This is a genomic window from Mesorhizobium kowhaii, from assembly GCF_003253745.1.
GTDB classification, from domain to species: domain Bacteria; phylum Pseudomonadota; class Alphaproteobacteria; order Rhizobiales; family Rhizobiaceae; genus Mesorhizobium; species Mesorhizobium kowhaii.
The window spans coordinates 956,002-978,712 of the sequence record NZ_MZXV01000013.1; the positions used below are offsets into that span (position 1 = coordinate 956,002).

Genomic DNA, 22,711 nt, shown 5'->3' on the forward strand with positions numbered 1-22,711 from the left:
CTGGCTCAAAAGTGTGAATCCTGAAATGGACGATCTGGACCGTATCGACCGCTCGCTGCTGCGCTTGTTGCAGGAGGACGGCCGCCGCACGACGCTCGATCTGGCGCGGCGGGTCGGCCTGTCGCCGACAGGGGCGGCGCAGCGCATCAAGCGGCTGTTCGCCGAGGGTTTCATCCGCGCGGTGCGAGCCGTTCTCGATCCCGCCAGGATCGGGCAGGCGCAGCTCGTCTTCATCGAGGTCCGGCTCGACCATACGGCGCCGCATGTCTTCGATCGTTTTGCCGAAGCGGTGTTGCGGGCGCCCGAGATCATCGAGTGCCACATGGTGGTCGGTGGGTTCGACTATCTGGTCAAGGCGCGCATCGCCGACATGACGATGTTCCAGGATTTCCTGCAGCGGGTTATCCTGCCGCTGCCCGGCGTCCGCGAAACGCACACCTATGCCTCGATCGCCAATGTGAAGCCCGACGCCTTGCTGCCGATCTAGCTGGCTGCGTCAGGTCATTGCAACTGGCGTTGCAAAACTCGGCAAAGCGCACTCCTGCCCGATGATTTTCCAAAAAATCTTTTACGTCGCGATCCGTTTCCGCCCTTCGGATCGTCCTTGGTGTGTTCGAAACAGAAGGAGACATGCCATGTCCGACGAGTCCGTTATTTTGATCAATCTGCTGAAGGTCAAACCCGGCAAGCAGGATGCGCTGATCGCGCTCTTGAAGCAGAACACCGACACGGTGGTCCGCACGCTCCACGGCTGGAAGACGACCCGGCTGATCGCGGCAAACGACGGCGCCGGCGTCGTCATCTATTCCGAGTGGGAGACCCCCGCAGCCGTCGAGGCGATGCGCAGCGATCCGCGCATGAAAGCCTATTTCCCGAAGATCATTGAGCTGGCGAGCTTGGACTCGATCGTGGGCTCGGCGGTGTTGAGCGAAACCCGGTGAGGGTGAACACACAGGTAATTTTGCGTCACACAAGTAACAAAGGAGAACCGCAATGGCTCGGATGGTCGTGATTTACCGGACACCGAAAGACGTCGAGGCATTTGACCGGCATTACTTCGAAATCCACGTGCCTCTTGCCAAGAAGATTCCGGGTCTCAGGAAATACGAGGTCAGCGACGGCCCCATCGCAACGCCGGTCGGTGCCTCCAATATTCATCGGATCGGAACGTTGTATTTCGACGACCTTGCGGCGATCGAGAAGGCGTTTGCAAGCGCGGAAGGACAGGCGGCTGGGGCGGATCGCCGACTTTTTGCGCCTGATGACTCGGGCGTTCAAATGTTCCTTTTCGACAACAGGGAAGTTTGAACCCGAAATGGCGGGCGGCCGCTTATACAGGTCGTAAAGATCGTAAAGTCAGACGAAGAGGAATGAGCGATGTCGGCAACCAAAGCAGTTTTTGTCCTGATCCACGGCGGCTGGCACAACCATTCGGCGTGGGACAGAGTTACGCCAATACTTGAAGCCAACGGCTTCGCGGCTTTGACGCTCGACCTTCCCGGCGCAGGGGTGGCGCAACAGAGCGCGGAAGCGCTGTAGGTCTCGATACATGAACACGAACGAATTCGAGGATCGTCTGAAAGCTTTGCGGCCGCGCCTTCATCGCTACTGCGCGCGCATGACGGGATCGGCGGTCAATGGCGAGGATGTATTGCAGGATACCCTCGTCAAGGCCCTTCACGCGCGAACCCAGGGCGTCGCGGTGGACAATCTCGAGGGCTGGCTGTTTCGCATCGCCCACAATGCCAGCCTCGATTTCCTGCGCGACAGGTCCCGGAACACGGTCGTTCCGCTCACCGAGGACGTCGAAGCGGCGCCCATACCCGAAGCGGACATCGTCGCGATCAGCTTTCAGACGTTTCTGCGACTGCCTGAACTTCAGCGCTGCGCGGTGATCCTTAGGGATGTTCTGGGTCATTCGGTCGACGAGATCGCAGGCATCGCCGAGTGCTCTGCGACAGCCGCCAAATCGGCGCTTCAGCGCGGGCGCGCTGCGCTGCGGCGGCTGGCGCAGGCGCCTGAAGACACAAGGCTGCCGCTGATGTCCGATCAGGACCGGCGGAAGATCACCGCTTATGTCCATCTGTTTCGGAGCGGCGATTTCGACGCAATCCGCGCCATGCTCGCCGATGACGTGAAGCTCGATCTGGTGAACCGGCTCCGGCTGGAAGGGCGCGACAAGATTGGCCTCTATTTCACGCGCTATGCGGAAGAGACGAAATGGCGGTACGCGCTCGGCGCGGTTGAAGGACAGCCGGCCATGCTGGTCTTCGACAGCACCGGCCCGATGGAAAGACCTGCGCATTTTGTCCTGATCGACTGGTCGGAAAGCCGGATCATCGAGATCCGAGATTTCCTGTTCGCTCCCTATGTGCTCGAAGCCATAGATTGGGTGCGGTTGGGCTGAAGCCCAACCCACGCGGCCACCAGCGACTCATCCGCTGGACTGGACCGGTGGCCTTGCTCCGGCATCGAGCAGCCATTGCCGCACCGCTTGCGTCGGCTCGGGATGCCGCTGTTTTCTCGGCATCACGACGTAGAAATCCTGAGTGCCGCGCATTTCGCCACTGACCGGCTGAACCAGCCGGCCGGCGGCGAGATCGGCCGCGACCAGAAAGCGGCTGGCCAGCGCTATGCCCTGGCCGGCGATGGCCGCGTCAATGGCGAGCCCCGTCTGGTTGAAACGCATGCGTTTCAGTTCGGTCGTCAGCTTCAGGCCGACGACCTTTTCCATGAATTCCGGCCACAGATTATGCGTGTCGTGCAGCAGCACATGATGCTGGATTTCAGCCGCCGCGATCTCACTGGCGCTGGCCGGCAGTAGGGCCGGGCTGCAGACGGCGATGATCTGCTGGGGAAACAACAGGTCGACAATCAGGCCGGCGCCGAAAGGCGGGCGTCCTTGCCGGACAGCAATGTCGACGCCATCGGCCTGGAAACTCGACAGGCTCTCGCTGGCCAGGATGCGCAGATCGACCAGCGGATTGTGCGCCACGAAATCCTGCAGTCGCGGGATCAGCCATTTGGTGGCGAAGCTCGGCGTCACGCTGATCGTCAGCCGCGCCGGTTCGGGGCGCAACAGCAGCGTCGCCTCCGAGATCAGATCGAAGGCGCGGCGGATGTTGGGCACATAGGCGCGGCCCTCGTCGGTCAGCGCCAGACCGCGCGGCAGCCGCTCGAACAGTTTTGCGCCGAGATCGGCCTCCAGCCCGCGAATGTGCTGGGCCACCGCCCCTTGCGTGACGTTCAACTCCTCGGCCGCGATGCGGAAGTTGAGATGACGCGCCGAGGCTTCGAAGGCGCGAAGCGCATTCAGCGGCGGCAGGCTCAGGAAGGCTTCGGGCATGCAGTAGTTTTTCTACAGCTTGATTTCAGGCATTCTGGTTCGAACCAGCCGTAGAATCCAGCTATATCACTGCCCGAAGCTTGAAAACACTGCTTGCAGAGTCCTGCCAACCCGAGAGGAAATCCAATGAGTGTAGAAAAAGTAGCTGTTGTCGTGGCCGGCGGCAGCGGCATGGGTGCGGCGGCGGCGAAGCGCCTGGCGGCGGATGGCTTCAAGGTCGCGATCCTGTCGTCGTCGGGCAAGGGCGAGGCGCTGGCCAAGGAGCTTGGCGGGCTCGGCGTCACCGGCTCCAACCAGTCGAACGACGATCTGCAGCGCCTGGTCGACCTGACGCTGGAGCGCTATGGCCGCATCGACGTGCTGGTCAACAGCGGCGGCCATGGGCCGCGCGCGCCGATCCTCGAGATATCAGACGAGCAGTGGCACACCGGCATGGATGTCTACCTGCTGAACGTCATCCGGCCGGTGCGCATCGTGGCACCGCAGATGGTCAAGCAGAAGGGCGGCGCCATCGTCAACATCTCGACCGCCTGGGTGGTCGAGCCGAGCCCGATGTTCCCGACCTCGGCGGTGTTCCGCGCAGGGCTTGCCGCCTACACAAAGATCTTCGCCAACACCTATGCATCAGACAATGTGCGCATGAACAACGTGCTGCCTGGCTGGATCGACAGCCTGCCGGCCACCGAGGAGCGCCGCGACAGCGTGCCGATGCAGCGCTACGGCACCTCGGAGGAGATCGCCGCAACCATCGCCTTCCTGGCTTCCAAAGGCGCCGGCTATATCACCGGCCAGAACATCCGGGTCGACGGCGGCATCATCCGCGCTATCTGAGGCGGCGATGAGCCAGGCTGCCTTCATGGGTTCGCCGTTGAAGGTGATCTGGCAGCACCTCTGAGACCACGGATTCTGACATCTCACCCAAGGAGCAAAGAATGCGGCTTTTGATACTCGGCACCGGCTGGATGGCGCAAGAACATGCAAGGCGGTTCAGCGCCATCGACGGCGTCGACATCGTCGGTGCCGTCGATGTCGATGCGGCGCGCGTTGGCGAATTCGCCGACGGCTTCAACATCCCCAACCGCTTCACCTCGCTGGAGGAGGCGTTGGAATGGGGCGGCTTCGACGCGGTGGCCAATGTCACCCCGGACCGCATCCATCACCCGACCACCATGGCGCTGATCGCCGCCGGCAAGCCGGTGCTGTGCGAGAAGCCGCTGGCCGAAAATTTCGGCAAGGCCACCGAGATGGCGGACGCCGCCGAGGCTGCCGGCCTCGTCAACATGGTGAACCTCACCTATCGCAATGTCGCGGCGCTGCAGAAGGCCCGCCAGATGGTGCAGGCGGGCGAAATCGGCACGGTCAGGCATGTCGAGGCGTCCTATCTGCAAAGCTGGCTGGTGTCGAAATTCTGGGGCGACTGGCACACCGATCCGAAATGGCTCTGGCGGCTGTCGCGCGGCCACGGCTCGAATGGCGTGCTCGGCGATGTCGGCATCCACATCCTCGATTTCGCCAGCTACGGTGCCGCTCTCGACATCGACCATGTCTTCTGCCGGCTGCGCGCCTTCGACAAGGCGCCCGGCAACCGCATCGGCGACTACGAACTCGACGCCAATGACAGCTTCGCCATGACGCTGGATTTTTCCAATGGCGCCTTCGGCGTGGTGCATGCCAGCCGCTGGGCGACCGGCCATCTCAACGAACTGCGTCTGCGCATCTATGGCGACAAAGGCGGCATCGAAGTGGTGGCTCGGCGCTCAAGGCCTGCGTCGGCGCGAATGTCGAGAACGCCAAATGGGAAGAGCTCGACGCCGGCACGGTGGCGACCAACTACCAGCGTTTCGTCGATGCCGTCGCCAGCGGCGTGCAGAGCGAGCCCAGCTTCCGCCACGCCGCCGGCCTGCAGAAGGTGCTCGACCTCGCCGTGGTGTCGGACGAGAAGCGGGCGGAACTGAGGGCACACGCGGATACGCAGTGAGGGTGGAGTGCTGATCTCCCCCGCAAGGGGGGGAGATTGCCCTCTGATTTCGGCTTTCGCCAATTTCCAACGTCGCAAGACAGGCGCAGCAGATGAAGCTATCAATCTCCCCCCTTGCGGGGGAGATGGCCGGCAGGCCAGAGAGGGTGCTGTCCCTCGGTGTCTCGGATTGGATCTATGCCGGCTGCTGTCAGTGTTCCGCCAACTGATCCGCGTCGGTCAGCGTGTGCAGGAAGGCGACGATGTCGTCGATCTCGGGGTCGGTCAGCGCTGGCTTGTCGCCGGGCTTCTTGCCGAAGGGCGGGTCCTGGTTGAGGTTGGCCCAGTAAGCCTTTGGCAAATCGTCATTTTGCCGGATCGTGCCGTCGGCTTTTTTGGGATACCAGTGGCCGGGATCGCTGTCGCGGCTGGCGTAGAAGGCGACCGCGTCGCGCAGCGTGTGGAAATAGCCGTTGTGGAAGAAGCTTTTCCGTAGCGCGACATTGCGCAACGTCGGCGTGCGAAACAGCCCGCAATACTCTGACCGGCCGTGGAAGTCGGTGCGCAGCGGTCCGCACAGGCCGAGATCGACATAGGCGGGGTCGGCATTGGCCGGGATGGCCGGGTTGCGCGGCACGGCGACGGCGATCAAGCCGAAATCGGTGAACTGCGGCGGCTCGCCGTCATTGGCGGGTTCGCTCAGATGGCAGGAGGCGCAATTGCCCTTGGTCTCATCCTCGAACAGCGCGCGGCCGTGCAATTCCTGCGCCGACAGCGCCGCCTTGCCGGCGAGGAAAGCGTCGTAGCGGCTGGAATAGGGATAGAATTCGGCCGCACTCTGCTCGAAGGTGCCGAGCGCCTCGGCGGCGGCGTCGAAGGCGTCGTCCGGGTGGTCGAACACGGCATCGCCGAAGGCGGCCTTGAATTCGTCGGCATAGGCGGTCTTGCGCAAGCCGGCGGCGACGGCGGCGGCATCCTTGTTGGCCATCTCGAACGGCGAAAGCAGCGGGATCCTGGCCTGATCGCGGCCGCGGTCGGCGCGGCCGTCCCAGGTCAGGCCGCCGGTCGGGCCGTTGTCGACGCTCTCGTCGCCTTCATCCTCGGAATCGTAAAAATGCTCGGTGAAGGCCGGTACCGCCTGCAGGTAGCGCAGCGAGGGCACGGCGCGCAGTCCGGGCTGGTCGAGATGCGGCCCACCCATCTCGACCGGTGCCGCCGAGGCCGGGCCGAACGCATGGTGCGGATCATGGCAGGACGAGCAGGCCTGCTTGCCCGAGGCAGACAGCGACGGGTCGAAGAACATTTTGCGGCCAAGCGCCGTCAGCGCCTGCGCCCGCGCGAAAGCATCCGCGCGCGACATCGGCCCGGGATGGACGCTGCCGCTTCCGGCATGAACAAGGGTTGCCGACAGGGTCATGCCAAGGCCAAACATCGATGCCGCGGCGGTCGCGATCATCAGGCCTTTCCGTCGTCTTGCCGTCATAAGGTTCAGTCCGGTTTGTTCCGGAATTAGGTCCGCACTGCAACGGATTGATGACCAGCCCACCCGCTCACGCAACCGTGTTCGGATGGACGGCAAATGTCACAAAGGTGACAAGGCGCCGACCTAGCGTCTGCAGCCATGGCTCGTCGCCCCAGCCATATATTGCCCCTCTAGCCATCACCCTAGCCATGAGGACTTCCCATGACGCGGCTCACGCTTTTTACCTCGCTTTGCTTGGCCGGCACGGCGCTGGCCTCGATTCCGGCTACCGCCATCGCCGCCCCTCCTGGCTATGACAAGATCGACACGGTCGTCGTCATCTATGCCGAGAACCGCAGTTTCGATAATCTCTATGGCGGCTTCCCCGGCGCCAACGGCCTGGCCAACCTTTCGGCCGGCCAGGTGCGCCAGCTCGACCGCGACGGCAAGCCGCTGACCGAATTGCCGCCGGCCTGGGGCGGGTTGACCGCCAAGGGCGTGACGCCGCCGGTGACCGAGGCGCAGTCGGCGCATCTCGGCAATGCCAGCTTCGCCATCGACGACGCCAGCGGCTTCAACGAGAAGACCTCCGTCATCACGCGCGACCTCTGGCACCGCTTCTATCAGGAGCAGATGCAGATCGACGCTGGCCGGAACGACAAGTTCGTCGCCTGGGCCGATTCCGGCGGCCTGGTCATGGGCCATTATGACGGCTCGGTGCTGCCGATGTGGGCCGTGGCGAAGAAATACGTTTTGGCCGACAATTTCTTCCAGGGCGCCTTTGGCGGCTCCTTCCTCAACCATTTCATGCTCGCTTGCGCCTGCGTGCCGGTCTATCCGCACGCCGACACCAGCCCGGTGAAGGGCCAGATCTCCGCGGTCGAAGCCAATGGCACGACGCTGAAGGTTGCCGACAACTCGCCGGCCTCGGCACTCGGCGGCGCGCCGAAATTCGTCAATGACGGCGCCATCACGCCCGACTTCTACGCCGTCAACACCATGCAGCCGCCTTACGAGCCGAGCGCCAACAAGCCGGCCGAAGGCGGCGACAAGGCACTCGCCGATCCGGCGCAGCCGACCACGCTGCCGCCGCAGCACGACATTACCATCGGCGATCTGTTGTCGCTGAAGGGTGTCAGCTGGGCCTGGTATGCCGGCGCCTGGCAGGCCACGCTCGACGGCAAGAACGCGACGCCGGTGCCGAACTTCCAGTTTCATCACCAGCCATTCAACTATTTCGCGGCTTACGCGCCCGGCACGGCCGCGCGAACCGAACACCTCAGGGACGGCGGCATGGATGGCGCCGAATTCATCAAGGCGATCGACGACGGCAAGCTGCCGGCGGTGAGTTTCTACAAGCCGCAAGGCAATCTCAACGAGCATGGCGGCTACGCCGATGTGGCGAGCGGCGACCAGCATCTCGCCGACGTCGTCTCGCATCTGGAGAAAAGCCCGCAGTGGAGCCATATGCTGGTGGTCGTCACCTATGACGAGAATGGCGGCTTCTGGGACCATGTCGCGCCGCCGAAGGCCGACCGCTGGGGGCCGGGCAACCGCATCCCGGCCTTCATCATCTCGCCCTATGCGAAGATGGGCACGGTCGACCACACGCAATACGACACGACGTCGATCCTGCGTTTCATCACCGCCCGCTACGATTTGCCGGTGCTGTCCGGCATCGTCGCCCGCGACAAGGCGCTGCGCAACAACGACCAGCCGCCGATGGGCGACCTGAGTGCTGCGCTCGACCTCAGCCGGTAGGGCAGGGCGGACCGCATATTGCTCTAACTGCCTGATCTCCGGATCAGGTCGCGGCCGATCGGCTTCGGCGTCTCGCTGCGCAGCACCAGCGCCGTCGTGACCGCGCCGTGGCGGGCCACGGCGTCGACGATGGTTTCAAGCTGCGCCGGCGAGGGGACGACCACTTTCAGGATGAAGCAATCCTCGCCGGTCAGTCGGTGCACCTCGGTGATCTGCGGCATCTCGGCGAATTGCTTCAGGCAGGGGCGGATGTGCTCATGCGTGGTGCGCACCCGGATGATCGCCGTCATGCCGAGGCCGAGTGCGGCCGGATCGATGACAGCGGTGTAGCCGGCAATGATGCCGCGCTCCTCCAGCCGTTTCACCCGCTCGGAGGTCGCCGGCTGCGACAGGCCGACCCGGCGGCCAAGCTCGGACATGCCGATGCGGCCGTTCTCCTGCATGGCTTCGACAATGGCGATGTCGGTCGGGTCGAGCGGCGCGCGCTCATCACTGTTTTTCATGACCACCTTGAATCCATCGGAAGTCTAGCGACTTTTCCGATGGTTTCCCATTTTCAGCTGTGAAGCAAGACGCCACCATGCTCTCCTTACTGATAGGAGCAAGGCAACATGACGCATTTCATCATCCTGCCCGGCAGCGGCGGTTCGGGTCCGGCGCACTGGCAAACGCGCTGGGAAAGCGCCAACCCGGCGATGCGGCGGTTCCAGCCATCGAGCTGGGACCTGCCCGATTTGACCGACTGGCTGGCGGCGCTGGAGGCTGCCGTGATCGAGGCGCCCGAACCGCCGGTGCTGGTCGCGCACAGCCTGTCCTGCCTGCTGGTGGCACATTGGCAGAAGATCTCGCGGCGCCCGGTCAAGGCGGCCTTGCTGGTCGGCGTTCCCGATCCGACAGCGGCCGTCTTCCCGACCTACGGCATGGCCTTTGCCAAAATTCCCGAGGGCCGGCTGCGCTTTGCCTCGCTGGTGGTGACCAGCACCAACGATCCCTATGGCGCGCCGGACTATGCAGAGGCGAGGGCGAAGCAGTGGGGCAGCGGCCTTGCCGTCATCGGCCCGTTCGGTCACATCAATGCCGAGAGTGGCCTGGGCGACTGGCCGCAAGGTTTTGCGCTTCTCGACGGTCTCGTTTCTGAAAGCTAGCGTCAGCCGCCATTCACCAAGGCAAGGATGAGTTTTTGCAGATTGCCGCCCTGGCCGAGTTCGACGCGGTCGAAATCGCGGCTCGCTTGCCGCTGCGCCTGTGACAGTTCGGACAGGCGCTTCGTCATCTCGCTGCGGATCTTGCTGCATTTGGGGTCGCCGGCGACGCTGAGGCCGACGGTCGCTGTCTCGATCTTGCGCACCATGTCGATGATATCAGCGCCATGCACTTTTTCGTGGGCGCTGACGCCGGCGATGAAAACCTCCCAGTTTTTCTCGACGGCTGGCGGCAGCGGCGCCGAGGGGCTTGGCAAGGTGTAGGTGATGATGAGCTTCGGCCGTGCCGAGACCAGCACGCAGGCTCCGGCTCGCGCCTGATAGTCCCTGGTCCAGGTCAGCTTGAAATTGGTGTGGGCGATGGCGCGGGCAACGCCGAGCTTCGGACCGTTCTCGCCGATCGAGCGGTAGAGTTCCGGCCCGGACTGGCCCGAGATGGCGTAGGTCTCGACCTTCTCGACCGGCTTCCAGTCGGCATGGGCGGCGAGCGGCGAGGCCAGCAGGGCGGCCAGCAAAAGGCACAGATGAACACAGGCTCTCAACACCGCTCTCCGCACAATCAGGACAGGACGCCGCAACGGGCGATGCCACCGGATGGCTTTTCCTATAGAATGCCGGCGGGTGCGGCCGCAAATGTCTGAGGGGGGAAGTCATGAGATATCTGATCGTCGTGGGTGCGGTGGCGGCCTTGCAGGCCGCGCAGCCGGCGTTTGCCGCGTCCTGCAGCGGCTGGAGCGCCAAGATGGAGGAAGACGAGGGTGGCAGCGTGCTGACCGCCTCGGTCTGCGGCGGGCCGAAAGGCGATGCGCATCTGATGCTGACCTGTTTCGACACGCCGGTGCTGAGCTACGACCTCGGCGCCACCGGCCAGCAGCTGGAGCCCGGCATAAGCGGCTCGTTCGATTTCAAGGCCGACGGCAAGACCGTGACCAAGACGCTGCAGCTCGAAGCCATGTACAACTATTTCGTGGTGAACCTGGCCAAAGCCGATCCGCTGCTGGACCTGTTGCGCGGGAAAGGCGATGTCAGCGTCGGTGCCGCCAAATACGGCCAGACCAGCTTTCCGCTGAAGGGCTCGAGCGGGGCAATAGGCAAGGTGCTGGCGCAATGCGGCAAGGCGGCGCCTGCGGATGGGGATTGAGGCGCGGGCCTTTGCAGCACCGCCAACGCCTTGTGTGATGCGGCGTCTACCGCGTGGTCTCGCCATGCGCCGCGACATAATCGATATCGGACCGGCTGATGCCGATGTCCTTGAGCATGAAGTCGGGCATCGCCTCCAGATGGCGTCGGTCGCGACGGTGGCGCCAGCGGCGCGCCAGGCGTGCCAGCAGGGTCGAGGGCAAGCGCCATTGTCGGGCGTTCCTCGGGACGCTTTCAATTTCGGTCATGGTTTCCTCGGAATTCAGCGCGAAGGGCTTGCCGGCGTCGCGCCGGCAAACCCTGACGAGGCGTCAGTCGCCCATCCTCATCGCATCGCAGGATACGGTGGGGTTCATGTCGGCGAAGGTGCCGGTCGGGTTCTTCTTCCACGCCCAGACATGCAGCTCGTAAAAGGCCCCGAGGCCATAGCGATTGGGCGCGCTGTTGAAGTTGAACAGCTGCCCCTCGAGTGAGGCCGGACCCTTCGAGGTGATGTATTCGACCGCCACCAGCTTCAGCATGCCGTTCTGCCATCGGCTCGTACATCACCGCTTCCGGCTTGGCGAGATCGACCGCATCGTCCTTCAGGTAGGCCGCGTTGACATAGTGGATGCCCATGGCCCCACCGGTGATGCCGCTGGCGCAAGGGATCGGTGCGTAGCCTTCGGCGGTGGCCGTCGCCACATTCTCGAACCGGCCGTTGGTGGCGCGCACCTTTTGCGCCAGGACGTTCATGTCACTGGCTACAGAGGTGTTGGCCCCATGGGCATGAACCGCCGTCAACGCGACGGCGGACAGCATGGACAGGGCGGCAAGGCGCCGGGTCCAAGGAAAGATTGTCATGTTAACTCCATAAGTTTGCTATCGCGCACCGGCCGTATCGGCCCGAGCGCCTCGGTCGTGGACGAACGCGTGGTCCGCCACCAAGGCTGGTTAGGCGCCTGCGGTCTGCGGGCCGATGAAGGCGGCGATCTCCGTCACCTTGTTGGCGGGAAAGCCGCCCTCGCGGGCATGTCGCTTGATGATCTCGGCGCTTTCGGCCTCGTGCACGCAGTAGATCTTGTCGCCGGCGACAAAGGAGGTGAGCCATTTGTAGGGTACGCCGAGGCCGGCCACGACCTCGTTGGACTTGGCCGAGATCTCCTTGAGCTCGTCGGCACTCAGCCTGTCGGCGCCTGCGATCTCGCGTTCGATGATGAAAGTTGGCATTGTCGGTCTCCGTTGTAGGTTGACGGCCCGATAAAACCGATCGACGTTCGACCCGGTGTGCTGCCCGCCAAGGAAACGCCGCGAGAACGGTCACACGCTTCGTCCCACGGTGGTGGCGCATGCCATTTGCGAGGATGGGCAGGCACATGGTGGAAAAATTGGGCGCTACCATCAGGCTTCTTGGCGACCCCGCCATTCTCGATGCGAATGGGCGGAGCCAACCTGTGCGTGGTCATCAGGCCTGGGCGCTGCTGGCCCGCGTGCTTCTGGCGCGCGCGCCGCTCGACCGGCGCACACTTGCGGCGGAGCTGTTTCCCGAGACCGTCGATCCGCTGGGTTCGCTGCGTTGGTGCCTGGCCTCGCTGCGCAAGGCGCTCAACACCGCCGACTGTCTGAACGGTGACCCGATCGAGGGCCGCTTTGCCGACGATTTGGACATCGACGTGCTGCGCCTCGACCGCGACGATTTCAACATCGAGGCCGCCGGCCCGCTGCTCGGCGCGCTGGAGCCGCGCTGCAGTCCGGAATTCGCCACCTGGCTGCTGGTCGAGCGCGAGCGCATCGCCGGCATCGTCGAATCCCGGATTCGACAGGAAACCATCCGCGCCATGTCGGTCGAGGATCATGGCCGCGCCACGCGGCTGGCCGAACTTGGCGTGCGGCGCAGCCCCTATGACGAAAGCGCGCATATATTGCTGGTGAAGAGCCTGGCGCTGGCCGGCCGCTACCAAGCGGCGCTCGAACAGGTCGAGGCGACCGAGGCTGTGTTCGTGGCCGAGCTTGGCGAAAAGCCGTCGGCCGCGTTGCGCAGTGCGGCGCGCCGCACCATCTCGTCTCCGCCCAGCGGCATCTCACGCCAGGCCTTCGTCATCTCGCTGATGCAGTCGGGGCTTGCCGCGCTTTCGGCGGGTGCCGTGGACGCCGGCATCGACTGCCTGCGCCGCGCCGTGCGCGACGCCGAAAAGCACAAGGATGCGCATCTGACCTCGCGCGCCATGTTCGAGCTTGGCGCAGCGCTTGTGCATTCGGTCAAAGGTTATGACGACGAAGGCTCGGTGCTGCTGCGCCAGAGCACGGAATTGGCGCGTCAGGGGGCAATGCAGCCATCGCTTCGGCGGGCTTTCGCGAACTCGGCTATGTCGAGGCGCTAGCCGGGCGGCGCCCGTCGGCCGCGACCTATCTCGCGCAGGCGCTGGAATTGGCCGGTGGGGACGACGATTTGGCAGGCATCCATGGCGTCATCGGTTTCAATCTGGTCGACTGGGGTCGGGTCGGTGAAGGGCTCGATCACTACGCGCTGTCACTGGAGCATGCGCGCTCGGCCGGCAACCGCCGCCGCGAGATCTGGTCGCTGGGACTTGGCGGCTGGGGGCTGCTCGCCGCCGATCGGTTGGAGGAAGCCGACCTCTGGCTGGCGGACTGCCTGGCGCTGGTCGAAGAACAACGTTGGATTTCGTTCCGGCCTTGGCCGGTGGCGGTGCTCAGCGAATCCCGCACCCGCCAGCAAGCGCGTCCCGATGATTTGCGTCCCCGGCTGGAGGAAGCCTTTGCGCTGAGCTGTCAGATGAACGATCCCTGCTGGGAAGGGGCTGTGGCCCGCGCGCTGGCGTTGACCTATGCAGCAGAAGAGGCGTTCGAGCCGGCCATGGAGTGGTTGGGCGAGGCGCGCCGGTGCTGCATGCGCGACACCGACAGTTATGCCGGTTTGCAAGTGGAAATCCTGGCGAGCCAGGTGGAAGTCAATCTGAAGCTGGATCGGCCTGAGACGGCCGACGCCGTCGCGCGAGAATGGCTGGCGCTGGCGGCCAGAACGCACCGCGATTCGCATGTCGCCCGCGCCGCCGGCTTTGTCACGCGGCGCAGCTGAACCTACCGGAACAGTGTGCCCAGCCTGATCGTGGCCGCCAAAAGCTCCTCGTCCGAAAACCCCGAAAAGCCCAGCACCAGGCCTTTGCGTGTCGGACCGCCGATGAACATCGAGGACAAGGCACGGGCGCCGACGCCCGCCGCTTTCGCCGCCTCGACGATCGCGGTGTCCGGTCCGGCCCCCTTCAGCGTCGCCATCAGGTGCAAGCCCTGTTCGGGCACGGTCACGTCGAGGCTGTCGCCGCAATGCGCCTCGAGGCCGGCGGCCAGCACGTCGCGCGCGGCCTGGACGCGGCGGCGCACGCGTCTCAGATGCGCGGCGAAATGGCCTTCGTTCAACAGGTCGGTCAGCGCGCCTTCGGCCAGCGTCGAGGGGAAGCGGTCGGAGCGCGCCCTGACCGCCATGACGGCATCGAGCAGCGCTTCCGGCACCACGACATAGCCGATGCGCAGGCCGGGGAAGAGGATTTTCGAGAAGGTGCCGAGATAGGCGACGCGGCCCGCGCCATCCATGCCTTGCAGCGAGGTCAGCGGCGGGCCGGCATAGCGGAACTCGCTGTCGTAATCGTCCTCGATGATCCAGGCATCGTTGCGCCGCGCCCAGTCGAGCAGCGCCAGGCGGCGGCGCATCGTCATCGTCACGCCGAGCGGATATTGATGCGAGGGCGTGACATAGGCCGCGCGCGCCCTTGGGCAGAGGCTTTCGCCGATCTCGGGATCGAGCCCTTCCTCGTCGACCGGAACGCCGACAACCCTGGCGCCGCTGCCGGCCAGCACGGCATGCGCCATGGGATAGCAGGGGTTTTCGATCCAGACGGCGTCACCTGGCCGGATGGCGGCGCGCGCCAAAAGATCCAGCCCCTGCTGCGTGCCCGAGGTCAGCACGATCTGGCCGGCATCGCAGCGCACGCCTCGCGCGGTCCTGAGATAGGTTGCTATCGCGCTGCGCAGGGCGAGGCCGCCACGCGGATCGCCATAGCGGAAATGCTCCGACCCGGGGCGGGCGAGGTGACGCGACAACAGGATGCGAAACAGGTTCAGCGTGCGCGGATCGGATACCGCCACGCCAAGGCCGCAAGGCAGCGAGGCCGCGATGTCGATCTCGGGTGGACGCGGCCTGATCATGGCAACCGGCAGATGCGGCACGTCAGGCGCGACGAAGGTGCCTGCGCCGACCTTGGCTGTGGCAAAGCCCTCCGAAATCAGCATCTCGAAACAGGCGACCGCCGCCGAGCGCGACAGGCCGAAGCGTTGGGCGAGGTCGCGGGTGGTCGGCAATTTGGCGCCGGCGGCCAGCGCGCCGGTCTCGATCAGCCGCCGCAGTGCCGCATAGAGCTCGCGGCTGCGCGGGCCATCGCCCGGCAGGACCGGGATCAGCGCCGACCAATCCGGCGGATTGGTCTGAATTTTCTCACTGTGATTGGTTCTTTTATCGACCAATGCCATGGCGCATGGTTGGCAGACTAGAGACAAGGATGCAAGCCGTGAACGACGTCGCCGCCAGCTTTCCGAACACCAGCCGCAACCGGGTGAAGCGCCTGCACGAGCGCGGCAGCTACGACCGTGCCGCCGTCTTCGCGGTGCTGGATGCCGGGCTGTTGTGCCATGTCGCCTACACATTCGACGGCCAGCCCTATTGCACGCCGACCATCCATTGGCGCGAGGACGATAGGATCTACTGGCACGGCTCTTCGGCCAGCCGCATGCTGCGCCAGCTGCGCGGCGGCACGCCGGCGTGTCTCACAGTGTCGCATCTCGACGGGCTGGTGCTGGCGCGCTCTGGCTTCAACCATTCCGCCAACTACCGCTCGGCTATGTGCTTCGGCACGGCGCGGATCATCGATGAACCGCAGGAGAAGCTGAAGGCGCTGGCCGGTGTCGTCGACCGCTTCTACCCCGGCCGATCCGAGACGCTGCGGCCCATCTCAGTGCAGGAGGCCAAGGCGACGACGGTGATCGGCATGCGCATCGAGGAGGCGTCGGCAAAGGTGCGCGCCAAGGGCGTCGGCGACGACGAGGAGGATTACGGGCATCCGGTGTGGGCCGGCGTCATTCCGGTGCGGATGGTGATCGGCGCTGCCGAGCCGTGCCCAAGGCTGCTGCCTGGTATCAAACGGCCGCAAAACCTGTCCGGCTATGCCGAGGGCGAAAGGCTCGATCGAGCGCTGATGCAGGCGCAACTGGTGTATGAAGGTGAACTGTAGCCTGTAAAGTTGGCGCCCCCGCTGCCAACTGAAGTGCCTTGCTGCCACCGGCACTGCGCCGTAAGTCATGCAACCATGATCGAATTCCGCCGAGCGCAAGCGTCCGACCTGCCTGATATCGTCGCGATGCTGGCCGACGATCCGCTTGGCGCCGGCCGTGAGGACACCTCGGTGCCGCTGGCGCGCGGTTATGTCGATGCCTTCAACGCCATCGACGCCGATCCCAATCAGCTGCTGGCGGTCGCCATGGACGGCGGCGAGGTGATCGGTACCTTGCAGATCACCTTCCTTGCAGGGCTCTCGCACAAAGGTGCCTGGCGCGGGCAGATCGAGGCGGTCCGGATTGCCAGCCACCGGCGCTCGGGCGGGATCGGCAGGCAGATGATCGACTGGGCGATCGCGCAATGCCGGGCGCGCAATTGCAGCCTGGTCCAGCTCACCACCGACAGGTCGCGAGCGGACGCGCACCGCTTCTATGAGGACCTCGGCTTCACCGGCAGCCATCTCGGCTACAAGAAGGCCTTGTGATGCCAGGCGCGGTTCCAGGCCGGCCGCGACTGGCGCATAGCGGGAGGCTGTCATGCTCTATTCAAGTTGCCGGGGAGGGCTGATATAGGTCAGTCAGGTTGACCTATATAAAAACTGTCGCGGGAGGCGCGTTTTGACGTTGATGAATCTGTTGGCTTCGCGCTCGTCGCGCATGAAGGCGTCCGAAATCCGCGAACTGCTGAAGCTGCTCGACCAGCCCGACATCATCTCGTTCGCCGGCGGCATTCCCGATCCGGCGCTGTTTCCGGCCGAAGCGATCCGCGACGCCTATGCCGATGTGCTGGGCGGCGGCGAGGCGGGCGCGGCGCTGCAGTACCAGGTCTCGGAAGGCTATCTGCCGTTGCGACGCTGGCTGGCGTGGCAGATGGGCAAGCTCGGCGTCGCATGCGACGAGGCCAACATCTTCATCACCTCCGGCTCGCAGCAGGCGCTGGATTATCTCGGCAAGCTGTTCCTGTCGCCGGGCGATACCGCGCTGGTGACATGGCCGACCTATCTCGGCGCGCTGCAGGCGTTCAACGCCTATGAGCCGCGCTATGAGCGGCTGACGATTGACGGCGGCAACATGACGCCGGCGGCCTATCGCGCTGCCGCCGCCACGAATGGCGGCCGGGCCAAGTTCGCCTATCTGGTGCCGGATTTCGCTAACCCGACCGGCGAAACGCTGAACCGGCAGCAGCGCGAGGCCGTGCTCGACCTCGCCGGCGAGCTCGACATTGCCGTCATCGAGGACGCCGCCTATCGCGCGCTGCGCTATGACGGCGAGGGCGTGCCGCCGATTCTGGCGCTCGACTGCGCCCGTTCAGGCGGCATCGACAAGGCGCGCACGCTCTATTGCGGCTCGTTCTCGAAAATCCTGTCGCCGGGCATGCGCGTCGGCTGGGTGTGCGCGCCGCGCCACATCGTCGAAAAGCTGGTGCTGATGAAGCAGGCCTCCGACCTGCACAGCCCGTCGATCAACCAGGTGGTGATGCATCGTGTCGCCGAGGCCGTGTTCGACGGCCAGGTGGAAAAGCTCATCGGCGCCTACCGCGAGCGCCGCGACGGCCTGCTCACGGCACTCGAAGCCAACATGCCGGCAGGCGTGACCTGGAGCCGCCCGGAAGGCGGCATGTTCGTCTGGGTGACGCTACCCGAGGGGTCCGACGCCACGGCACTTCTGGCGCGGGCGGTGAAGGAGGCACGCGTCGCCTTCGTGCCCGGCAGTGCGTTCTTTGCCGACGCAACCGGACGCAACACGTTGCGGCTGTCGTTCACGCTCGCCGACCGGCGCGCCGTGAGCGAGGGCATACCCCGGCTGGCGGCGATCCTGAAGGGCTGAGCCCACGCCTGATGTCGGCACCCTACGCCGCCACGTTCACCAGGTGATTGAGATTCGAAAGCCTGCCGCGAGCCAGCTTGCGGATTGGGTTTTCGAACCCTTCCTCGCCGGTTTCGACGACGAAGACCAGTGTCATGAAATCCAGCATGAACTCGTCAACGGCCGCCGTGATCATCTGCGATCTGCCCTTGAAGCGACGCAGCAAAGCGTTCGCTTCTTCGATGCTGCCGACGCCGGCACTGTCGACCAGTGCTTCGAGCCTCTGAAAACTGTCCAACTTAATTCCTCCCAGCCGCGCCTCTAAACTTGCTTTGGAAGGGAAAGTTCCAGCCGAGAGGGGTTCTCGCGAAAAGAAATCGCCTCCACCGCTTGAATTCCGTCAATTCGACGACCCGTTGGCAATCTTTTTTGTTCGAGGTGGAACCTCTGCGGCACATAAAAGTTCTCACCATGTCTGATCCCCCGTCAGACGTCTGAAAGCTCGTTATGAGCTTTCCAAAGGCCCGCCGGATCCCCCTCCCGGCGGGCTTTTCTGTTTGAAAGATAGACCGAGGGCTCCGCTGGGCAGGACGTGTGGTAGGACTTGGCGGTCAGCAAGCACCCACATTGACGGCGTCCTGTCCGAGCCTAAATTCGAAAGCCTTGCGAGGAGGAATTTTCATGGAACTGCATCGCGGCCGGCTCATCGACCACATCCAGCTGGTGGTCAGGGATCTGCCTGCCAGCCGGCGTTTCTACGAGGCGGTCCTGCAGGTGCTCGATGTTCCGATCGGCGGTATCGGCGAGGGCTATTTCTGGGCCGACGAACTGTTCGTCTCCAGTGCCGACAGCCCCGCGGCACTGGGAAAGCTCACCGGCCGCCATCATCTCGCCTTCCAGGCAAGGGACCACGCCATGGTCGATGCCTTCTACAAGGCCGGGCTCGCCGGCGGCGGCAAGGACAATGGCGCGCCGGGCGAGCGGCCCTATCATCCCGGCTATTACGCCGCCTTCCTGCTCGATCCGGACGGCAACAACATCGAGGCCGTCCATCACGGCCCGGCCGCGCGCAGTGCTGCTTCCGTGAAGATCACCTTCTGAGAGACTGTTTGGAAATTCTACTTCGGCGGCCATCTCGCGGCGTTTTCTGCGCTTCCGGTGCTCACGGACCCAAATGTCCGCTGCGCGCCGGTTCTCGAAACCACCACCATATGACTCGCCAGAGCGAATTTCGAAACAGTCTCTGGGTGGCTTCCCACTCATTGCGTATCCTCGTATACGAGAATCCGCAAACTGATCAAGGAGTCGCATGAGTCCGCTGCCTGAAACCGTGCCGTTTTTCAGCCAGTGGGAAACATCAGACATGACCATGGACGTGCTCGCCGAGGGCGCCGAAGTCGCGCTGCGGCGCGATCCGCTGTGGCAAAATTCGGGGGCGGAAACACCGGACGAATATGCAATCTGGGCCGCCAATATCTGCGGCATGGCATGCCTGAAGATGATCCTGGCGACGCGCGGCGAGATCGTGCCGACGATCGAACTCGCCAGGCGCTGCACTAGATATGGCGGCTATGTCGTCACCGAGGGATCGATCAAGGGGCTGATCTACGCGCCCTTCGTCAGCTTCGTGCGGGAGGTTTTTGGCCTGCAGGCCGAGGTGATGACCAATGTCGCGACGTCATACATTCCGACGATCCTGGCGCGGTCGCGGTTCTTCATCGCTTCGGTCAGCAGCTCGATCCGCTGGCCCGAGCGCGAGCCGCCCTCGAAGGGCGGCCATCTGGTGCTGGTCACCGCGGCGTCGGACCAGGGTTTCCGCTTCCACAATCCGTCCGGCCATACCAGTGCCATACAGGAGAACGCAATGTTGGCGCCGGCCGATTTCGACCGCTTCTTCGCCAATCGCGGCATTGCGGTCGCCATTTGATTTTCGACAGTTGAGGAGTTTCGATGACGGACAAGACAAGGGTGGCCATCCTCTATGGCGGGCGTTCGGCCGAACATGACGTGTCGCGCCTCTCGGCCGCCAATGTGCTGAAGGCCATCGACCGGACGCGCTACGAGATCGTGCCGATCGCCATTTCCAGGGATGGCAGGTGGCTGCTGCAAGGTTCGTCGGTCGGCGATGCGGCAGGGGCTCCGGTATCCGAGGACGGTTTGGAGGTCGCCCTGCTGCCCGGCGGCAAGGGCAGGCTGGTGTCGCGGGATGGAACGCAGGCTGACCCCGTCGATGTCGTCTTTCCCGTGTTGCACGGGCCATTCGGCGAGGACGGCTCGGTGCAGGGCTATGCCGAGGTCGCCGACGTTGCCTATGTCGGCTGCGGCATCCTCGCTTCGGCCGCCGCCATGGACAAGGATGTCGCCAAGCGGCTGATGCGCGAGGCCGGCCTTGCCGTCGCCCGCTCGGTGACCTTGCATCGAAACGATGTCAGTTCATTCCAGGAGATCGCCGGGGCGCTCGGCTTGCCGTTCTTCGCCAAGCCGGCGCGCCAGGGATCGTCCTTCGGGGTGAGCAAGGTGGATGACAGGGACGGCTTCCAGCAGGCCATCGAAACGGCTTTCCGCTATGACGGCAAAGTGCTGATCGAGGAGTTCGTCGAAGGCCGCGAGATCGAGTGCTCGGTGCTGCAGCGGGCCGACGGCACGCTGACGGTGTCGCTGCCCGGCGAGATCATTCCGGCCGGCAAGCACGGCTTCTACACCTATGAGGCCAAATATCTCGATGCCGACGGCGCGGTGGTCAAAGTGCCCGCCGATGTCCCGGCCGCGGTCGCAGACAGGGCGCGCGACATGGCTCGGCAGGCTTTTCAGGCGCTCGGCTGCGAGGCCATGGCGCGCGTCGATTTCTTCCTGCGCGCCGACGGTTCGCTGCTGGTCAACGAGGTCAACACGCTGCCCGGCTTCACCGATATTTCGATGTATGCCAAGGCGCTGGCGGCATCAGGCATAGGCTACAGCCAGACCATCGACGTGCTGATCGAGCACGCGCTGGCCAGGCATGGCGCGCGAACAGTCTGAATCTTTGCCAGGGAATGCTGATGGTGGCCGCCTGATCGGGCTTTAGGCGATGTGGGGCCTTTACGCGATGTGGGCGGTGGATTTTCCGCCGCCCCACATCTTACCGGTCACGGATGATGATGGATATGCCTTTCGGCATCGACTTCCCCAACCGTAAAGCTCTGGAAGCCCGGCATGAGCTGCCATACGGCTGCAAGGCCGATGATCAGATAGGCCAGGCGGGCCAGCATGGCGCCCCCGAGGACCGTGCCGATTACGTCATAGCCCGTTACACCCATGGACAGAAAGTTGAGACCGCCAAGGATGATGAGGGCGAGGGTGACGAGGTTCATGTTACGCATAAACGCCTCCTAATGTTGCCTGAGAAAAAGACGTCTGCAAAAAAACGCCTGCCGTTTCAAACGGTTCCGGCGATCACGAAATTGTGAACGGCCGCTACGATCCGTGAATGCGGCCAGCTTACTCGACCCGGCCTACTCGACCAGGATATGCGCCTCGCGCGCGGCCTCGACAAAAGCCTCCCTGGCGATGTCGGGGGACACTTCGCCGCTCGTCGCCCGGCGGCAGGCGCGCAGCGCGGACTGATGTTTCACGCTGCCTGCGTCGCGCCAATGTGTCGTGAGCAATTCGATGGCTTGCTGGGTATTGGACAGGTTGCGGGTGGAACCGGTGACGCCGACCGAAACCACCACGGGTTTGGAGAACCATGCGGTTTGCATTGGAACCTCGACTGCGTTGCAGTCGTGAACGCTTCTGGGCGGCGCTGGGTTGCATCGTTGCCAATCACTGTAGCGTGAGGCCACCGGCAGACGCATCCAGGCTCACCGCTGCCCAGCCATCACGGTCACGATGTCACCAGGGACGGTGCGGCCGAGATAATCGAGATATTCCAGGCCCGGTTTCCCCTGCTTGGCGAGAAGGACGTTCACCAGGCCGGGAACGCTCTCTTCGATGCTCAGCCGCCCGTCCGGACCGCCCAGATCGGTTCGGACCCAGCCCGGCGCCATCACCACCATGGCGCGCGATGTCCCGGCCTGGCGGGCGGCGAAGCTTCGCATGAACATGTTCAACGCCGCCTTGCTGCCGCGATAGACCTCACGCTGGCCGGTCTCGTTGTTGGCGATGCTGCCTTGCCCCGATGACATCACGCCAATCAGACCCGTCGCCGGGACGTATGGCTCCAGGCATTCGATGACGCGCATCGGGCTCAGCGAATTTGTGACCATCACCCTTACGAACTCGTCGGTCGTCACATCCGCGATCGTTTCGGTTGGGTTGTTGGTCACGCCGGCATTGACGAACAGCATGTCGAACACTCTGCCCGACAGACGATCGCGCAACGCCGCGAGTTGATCGGGCTCGCAAATGTCGAGGATCTCGATCTCGACCCGACCGCTGTATTCGTCCGCCAAATCGTGCAGCAAAGTCCGGGTTCCGCCGCTGCGTACCGTGCCGACGACGTTCCATCCCTTTTTCAGGAACTCGGCCGCCATGGCATGGCCGAGGCCACGCGATGCGCCAATGAGGAGGATTGCAGGGGCTCGGTCGCTCGAAACGGCGGTGGACATGGGTGAATCTCTTCCGACTGTGAGGGTGCCCGCGGATATAGGCAACCGCACGCCGGGCGCCAGACGCATCAAAATCAAAGTATAGTTGCATCAGGCGCTATGTCAGACGGAGCGAGTGGGATAGGCTCG

Annotated in this window: 28 protein-coding genes and 2 pseudogenes; 18 read left to right on the forward strand and 12 right to left on the reverse strand. The window is 64.2% G+C overall.

Going from position 1 to position 22,711, the window contains the following annotated elements; genetic code table 11:
* Positions 1 to 25 precede the first annotated feature (25 nt).
* The 5 genes from B5V02_RS07155 (at position 26) to B5V02_RS07170 (ending at position 2,407) form a co-directional block, all read left to right on the forward strand.
* Entirely contained in the window at positions 26 to 487 is a 462-nt protein-coding gene (locus tag B5V02_RS07155; protein WP_111543802.1) for an Lrp/AsnC ligand binding domain-containing protein, read from the forward strand.
* Positions 488 to 635: 148 nt separating this feature from the next.
* Positions 636 to 941, forward strand: coding sequence for a putative quinol monooxygenase (locus B5V02_RS07160; RefSeq protein ID WP_167458386.1), 306 nt, complete (start codon positions 636 to 638; stop codon positions 939 to 941).
* A 52-nt stretch (positions 942 to 993) separates the two neighbouring features.
* The gene (locus B5V02_RS07165; RefSeq protein WP_111543439.1) at positions 994 to 1,308 is read left to right on the forward strand and encodes an EthD family reductase; all 315 of its coding nucleotides are present in this window, start codon (positions 994 to 996) and stop codon (positions 1,306 to 1,308) included.
* 69 nt (positions 1,309 to 1,377) lie between these two features.
* A complete protein-coding gene (locus B5V02_RS40460) occupies positions 1,378 to 1,539 on the forward strand; it encodes an alpha/beta fold hydrolase (protein ID WP_167458387.1) in 162 nt (53 codons plus the stop codon).
* A 10-nt stretch (positions 1,540 to 1,549) separates the two neighbouring features.
* Entirely contained in the window at positions 1,550 to 2,407 is an 858-nt protein-coding gene (locus B5V02_RS07170) for a sigma-70 family RNA polymerase sigma factor (protein WP_111543440.1), read from the forward strand.
* Between the two features lie 27 nt (positions 2,408 to 2,434).
* Here B5V02_RS07170 and gcvA read toward each other — a convergent pair whose 3' ends face one another.
* Positions 2,435 to 3,346: a transcriptional regulator GcvA gene (gene gcvA / locus B5V02_RS07175; RefSeq protein ID WP_111543441.1), complete on the reverse strand. Its 912-nt coding sequence runs from the start codon at positions 3,344 to 3,346 to the stop codon at positions 2,435 to 2,437.
* 126 nt (positions 3,347 to 3,472) lie between these two features.
* Here gcvA and B5V02_RS07180 point away from each other — a divergent pair, with 126 nt between their 5' ends.
* Complete coding sequence (locus tag B5V02_RS07180; RefSeq protein ID WP_111543442.1) at positions 3,473 to 4,177, forward strand: SDR family oxidoreductase; 705 nt, start codon at positions 3,473 to 3,475, stop codon at positions 4,175 to 4,177.
* Between the two features lie 101 nt (positions 4,178 to 4,278).
* A pseudogene (locus B5V02_RS07185) lies at positions 4,279 to 5,324 on the forward strand (Gfo/Idh/MocA family protein).
* A 190-nt stretch (positions 5,325 to 5,514) separates the two neighbouring features.
* Here B5V02_RS07185 and B5V02_RS07190 read toward each other — a convergent pair.
* On the reverse strand, positions 5,515 to 6,735 hold the full coding sequence (locus B5V02_RS07190; RefSeq protein WP_245445794.1) for a cytochrome-c peroxidase: 1,221 nt from the start codon (positions 6,733 to 6,735) through the stop codon (positions 5,515 to 5,517).
* A gap of 252 nt (positions 6,736 to 6,987) precedes the next feature.
* Between B5V02_RS07190 and B5V02_RS07195 the strand changes: the two genes are divergently transcribed.
* Positions 6,988 to 8,526 carry an acid phosphatase gene (locus B5V02_RS07195; RefSeq protein ID WP_111543444.1) on the forward strand — a complete coding sequence of 513 codons (1,539 nt, stop codon included), beginning with the start codon at positions 6,988 to 6,990 and terminating at the stop codon, positions 8,524 to 8,526.
* 23 nt (positions 8,527 to 8,549) lie between these two features.
* Here B5V02_RS07195 and B5V02_RS07200 read toward each other — a convergent pair whose 3' ends face one another.
* The gene (locus B5V02_RS07200; protein WP_111543445.1) at positions 8,550 to 9,029 is read right to left on the reverse strand and encodes an Lrp/AsnC family transcriptional regulator; all 480 of its coding nucleotides are present in this window, start codon (positions 9,027 to 9,029) and stop codon (positions 8,550 to 8,552) included.
* Between the two features lie 108 nt (positions 9,030 to 9,137).
* Between B5V02_RS07200 and B5V02_RS07205 the strand changes: the two genes are divergently transcribed.
* Positions 9,138 to 9,671 carry an RBBP9/YdeN family alpha/beta hydrolase gene (locus B5V02_RS07205; RefSeq protein ID WP_111543446.1) on the forward strand — a complete coding sequence of 178 codons (534 nt, stop codon included), beginning with the start codon at positions 9,138 to 9,140 and terminating at the stop codon, positions 9,669 to 9,671.
* Positions 9,672 to 9,673: 2 nt separating this feature from the next.
* On the opposite strand, the gene B5V02_RS07210 is transcribed toward B5V02_RS07205, so the two are convergent.
* Positions 9,674 to 10,270, reverse strand: a complete 597-nt coding sequence (locus tag B5V02_RS07210; protein ID WP_111543447.1) for a DUF922 domain-containing Zn-dependent protease — start codon at positions 10,268 to 10,270, stop codon at positions 9,674 to 9,676.
* 110 nt (positions 10,271 to 10,380) lie between these two features.
* Here B5V02_RS07210 and B5V02_RS07215 point away from each other — a divergent pair, with 110 nt between their 5' ends.
* Positions 10,381 to 10,869: a hypothetical protein gene (locus B5V02_RS07215; RefSeq protein WP_245445746.1), complete on the forward strand. Its 489-nt coding sequence runs from the start codon at positions 10,381 to 10,383 to the stop codon at positions 10,867 to 10,869.
* A 46-nt stretch (positions 10,870 to 10,915) separates the two neighbouring features.
* Here B5V02_RS07215 and B5V02_RS07220 read toward each other — a convergent pair whose 3' ends face one another.
* The 3 genes and pseudogenes from B5V02_RS07220 to B5V02_RS07230 all read right to left on the reverse strand — a co-directional run bounded on the left by B5V02_RS07220 (position 10,916) and on the right by B5V02_RS07230 (position 12,077).
* Positions 10,916 to 11,116 (reverse strand): YjiS-like domain-containing protein, encoded by a 201-nt coding sequence (locus B5V02_RS07220; RefSeq protein ID WP_111543448.1) that lies wholly within the window; start codon positions 11,114 to 11,116, stop codon positions 10,916 to 10,918.
* A gap of 63 nt (positions 11,117 to 11,179) precedes the next feature.
* Positions 11,180 to 11,711 (reverse strand): annotated as a pseudogene (locus B5V02_RS07225) (hypothetical protein).
* Positions 11,712 to 11,801: 90 nt separating this feature from the next.
* Positions 11,802 to 12,077, reverse strand: coding sequence for a DUF4242 domain-containing protein (locus tag B5V02_RS07230; protein ID WP_111543449.1), 276 nt, complete (start codon positions 12,075 to 12,077; stop codon positions 11,802 to 11,804).
* A 146-nt stretch (positions 12,078 to 12,223) separates the two neighbouring features.
* Between B5V02_RS07230 and B5V02_RS07235 the strand changes: the two genes are divergently transcribed.
* Complete coding sequence (locus B5V02_RS07235) at positions 12,224 to 13,228, forward strand: AfsR/SARP family transcriptional regulator (protein WP_167458388.1); 1,005 nt, start codon at positions 12,224 to 12,226, stop codon at positions 13,226 to 13,228.
* A gap of 68 nt (positions 13,229 to 13,296) precedes the next feature.
* Positions 13,297 to 13,944 carry a hypothetical protein gene (locus B5V02_RS07240; RefSeq protein WP_146606021.1) on the forward strand — a complete coding sequence of 216 codons (648 nt, stop codon included), beginning with the start codon at positions 13,297 to 13,299 and terminating at the stop codon, positions 13,942 to 13,944.
* Between the two features lie 2 nt (positions 13,945 to 13,946).
* Here the strand turns inward: B5V02_RS07240 and pdxR are convergent, their stop codons facing one another.
* Positions 13,947 to 15,389, reverse strand: coding sequence for a MocR-like pyridoxine biosynthesis transcription factor PdxR (gene pdxR / locus B5V02_RS07245; RefSeq protein ID WP_111543452.1), 1,443 nt, complete (start codon positions 15,387 to 15,389; stop codon positions 13,947 to 13,949).
* A 5-nt stretch (positions 15,390 to 15,394) separates the two neighbouring features.
* Between pdxR and B5V02_RS07250 the strand changes: the two genes are divergently transcribed.
* The 3 genes from B5V02_RS07250 to B5V02_RS07260 all read left to right on the forward strand — a co-directional run bounded on the left by B5V02_RS07250 (position 15,395) and on the right by B5V02_RS07260 (position 18,017).
* Positions 15,395 to 16,147, forward strand: coding sequence for a pyridoxamine 5'-phosphate oxidase family protein (locus tag B5V02_RS07250; RefSeq protein WP_167458389.1), 753 nt, complete (start codon positions 15,395 to 15,397; stop codon positions 16,145 to 16,147).
* 75 nt (positions 16,148 to 16,222) lie between these two features.
* The gene (locus tag B5V02_RS07255) at positions 16,223 to 16,675 is read left to right on the forward strand and encodes a GNAT family N-acetyltransferase (RefSeq protein ID WP_111543453.1); all 453 of its coding nucleotides are present in this window, start codon (positions 16,223 to 16,225) and stop codon (positions 16,673 to 16,675) included.
* Positions 16,676 to 16,817: 142 nt separating this feature from the next.
* Positions 16,818 to 18,017, forward strand: coding sequence for an aminotransferase-like domain-containing protein (locus B5V02_RS07260; RefSeq protein WP_208647057.1), 1,200 nt, complete (start codon positions 16,818 to 16,820; stop codon positions 18,015 to 18,017).
* A gap of 22 nt (positions 18,018 to 18,039) precedes the next feature.
* Here the strand turns inward: B5V02_RS07260 and B5V02_RS07265 are convergent, their stop codons facing one another.
* A complete protein-coding gene (locus tag B5V02_RS07265; protein ID WP_245445748.1) occupies positions 18,040 to 18,294 on the reverse strand; it encodes a hypothetical protein in 255 nt (84 codons plus the stop codon).
* A 383-nt stretch (positions 18,295 to 18,677) separates the two neighbouring features.
* Between B5V02_RS07265 and B5V02_RS07270 the strand changes: the two genes are divergently transcribed.
* From B5V02_RS07270 to B5V02_RS07280, 3 genes are all read left to right on the forward strand, one after another.
* The gene (locus B5V02_RS07270) at positions 18,678 to 19,097 is read left to right on the forward strand and encodes a VOC family protein (protein WP_111543456.1); all 420 of its coding nucleotides are present in this window, start codon (positions 18,678 to 18,680) and stop codon (positions 19,095 to 19,097) included.
* 208 nt (positions 19,098 to 19,305) lie between these two features.
* On the forward strand, positions 19,306 to 19,923 hold the full coding sequence (locus B5V02_RS07275) for a C39 family peptidase (RefSeq protein WP_111543457.1): 618 nt from the start codon (positions 19,306 to 19,308) through the stop codon (positions 19,921 to 19,923).
* A 23-nt stretch (positions 19,924 to 19,946) separates the two neighbouring features.
* Complete coding sequence (locus B5V02_RS07280) at positions 19,947 to 21,014, forward strand: D-alanine--D-alanine ligase family protein (RefSeq protein ID WP_111543458.1); 1,068 nt, start codon at positions 19,947 to 19,949, stop codon at positions 21,012 to 21,014.
* A 107-nt stretch (positions 21,015 to 21,121) separates the two neighbouring features.
* On the opposite strand, the gene B5V02_RS07285 is transcribed toward B5V02_RS07280, so the two are convergent.
* The 3 genes from B5V02_RS07285 to B5V02_RS07295 all read right to left on the reverse strand — a co-directional run bounded on the left by B5V02_RS07285 (position 21,122) and on the right by B5V02_RS07295 (position 22,582).
* A complete protein-coding gene (locus B5V02_RS07285) occupies positions 21,122 to 21,355 on the reverse strand; it encodes a DUF378 domain-containing protein (RefSeq protein ID WP_111543459.1) in 234 nt (77 codons plus the stop codon).
* A 132-nt stretch (positions 21,356 to 21,487) separates the two neighbouring features.
* A complete protein-coding gene (locus tag B5V02_RS07290; protein WP_111543460.1) occupies positions 21,488 to 21,733 on the reverse strand; it encodes a DUF982 domain-containing protein in 246 nt (81 codons plus the stop codon).
* A gap of 102 nt (positions 21,734 to 21,835) precedes the next feature.
* Positions 21,836 to 22,582: an SDR family NAD(P)-dependent oxidoreductase gene (locus tag B5V02_RS07295; RefSeq protein WP_111543461.1), complete on the reverse strand. Its 747-nt coding sequence runs from the start codon at positions 22,580 to 22,582 to the stop codon at positions 21,836 to 21,838.
* Positions 22,583 to 22,711 lie beyond the last annotated feature (129 nt).

Coding starts and splice junctions, on each gene's coding strand:
- B5V02_RS07255 (WP_111543453.1), top strand. CDS start 16,223: ATGATCGAATTCCGCCGAGCGCAAGCGTCCGACCTGCCTGATATCGTC.
- B5V02_RS07270 (WP_111543456.1), top strand. CDS start 18,678: ATGGAACTGCATCGCGGCCGGCTCATCGACCACATCCAGCTGGTGGTC.
- B5V02_RS07190 (WP_245445794.1), bottom strand. CDS start 6,735: ATGTTTGGCCTTGGCATGACCCTGTCGGCAACCCTTGTTCATGCCGGA.
- B5V02_RS07230 (WP_111543449.1), bottom strand. CDS start 12,077: ATGCCAACTTTCATCATCGAACGCGAGATCGCAGGCGCCGACAGGCTG.
- B5V02_RS07290 (WP_111543460.1), bottom strand. CDS start 21,733: ATGCAAACCGCATGGTTCTCCAAACCCGTGGTGGTTTCGGTCGGCGTC.
- B5V02_RS07260 (WP_208647057.1), top strand. CDS start 16,818: ATGAATCTGTTGGCTTCGCGCTCGTCGCGCATGAAGGCGTCCGAAATC.
- B5V02_RS07155 (WP_111543802.1), top strand. CDS start 26: ATGGACGATCTGGACCGTATCGACCGCTCGCTGCTGCGCTTGTTGCAG.
- B5V02_RS40460 (WP_167458387.1), top strand. CDS start 1,378: ATGTCGGCAACCAAAGCAGTTTTTGTCCTGATCCACGGCGGCTGGCAC.
- B5V02_RS07285 (WP_111543459.1), bottom strand. CDS start 21,355: ATGCGTAACATGAACCTCGTCACCCTCGCCCTCATCATCCTTGGCGGT.
- pdxR (WP_111543452.1), bottom strand. CDS start 15,389: ATGGCATTGGTCGATAAAAGAACCAATCACAGTGAGAAAATTCAGACC.
- B5V02_RS07280 (WP_111543458.1), top strand. CDS start 19,947: ATGACGGACAAGACAAGGGTGGCCATCCTCTATGGCGGGCGTTCGGCC.
- B5V02_RS07180 (WP_111543442.1), top strand. CDS start 3,473: ATGAGTGTAGAAAAAGTAGCTGTTGTCGTGGCCGGCGGCAGCGGCATG.
- B5V02_RS07170 (WP_111543440.1), top strand. CDS start 1,550: ATGAACACGAACGAATTCGAGGATCGTCTGAAAGCTTTGCGGCCGCGC.
- gcvA (WP_111543441.1), bottom strand. CDS start 3,346: ATGCCCGAAGCCTTCCTGAGCCTGCCGCCGCTGAATGCGCTTCGCGCC.
- B5V02_RS07195 (WP_111543444.1), top strand. CDS start 6,988: ATGACGCGGCTCACGCTTTTTACCTCGCTTTGCTTGGCCGGCACGGCG.
- B5V02_RS07295 (WP_111543461.1), bottom strand. CDS start 22,582: ATGTCCACCGCCGTTTCGAGCGACCGAGCCCCTGCAATCCTCCTCATT.
- B5V02_RS07235 (WP_167458388.1), top strand. CDS start 12,224: ATGGTGGAAAAATTGGGCGCTACCATCAGGCTTCTTGGCGACCCCGCC.
- B5V02_RS07165 (WP_111543439.1), top strand. CDS start 994: ATGGCTCGGATGGTCGTGATTTACCGGACACCGAAAGACGTCGAGGCA.
- B5V02_RS07215 (WP_245445746.1), top strand. CDS start 10,381: ATGAGATATCTGATCGTCGTGGGTGCGGTGGCGGCCTTGCAGGCCGCG.
- B5V02_RS07275 (WP_111543457.1), top strand. CDS start 19,306: ATGAGTCCGCTGCCTGAAACCGTGCCGTTTTTCAGCCAGTGGGAAACA.
- B5V02_RS07250 (WP_167458389.1), top strand. CDS start 15,395: ATGGTTGGCAGACTAGAGACAAGGATGCAAGCCGTGAACGACGTCGCC.
- B5V02_RS07205 (WP_111543446.1), top strand. CDS start 9,138: ATGACGCATTTCATCATCCTGCCCGGCAGCGGCGGTTCGGGTCCGGCG.
- B5V02_RS07200 (WP_111543445.1), bottom strand. CDS start 9,029: ATGAAAAACAGTGATGAGCGCGCGCCGCTCGACCCGACCGACATCGCC.
- B5V02_RS07220 (WP_111543448.1), bottom strand. CDS start 11,116: ATGACCGAAATTGAAAGCGTCCCGAGGAACGCCCGACAATGGCGCTTG.
- B5V02_RS07160 (WP_167458386.1), top strand. CDS start 636: ATGTCCGACGAGTCCGTTATTTTGATCAATCTGCTGAAGGTCAAACCC.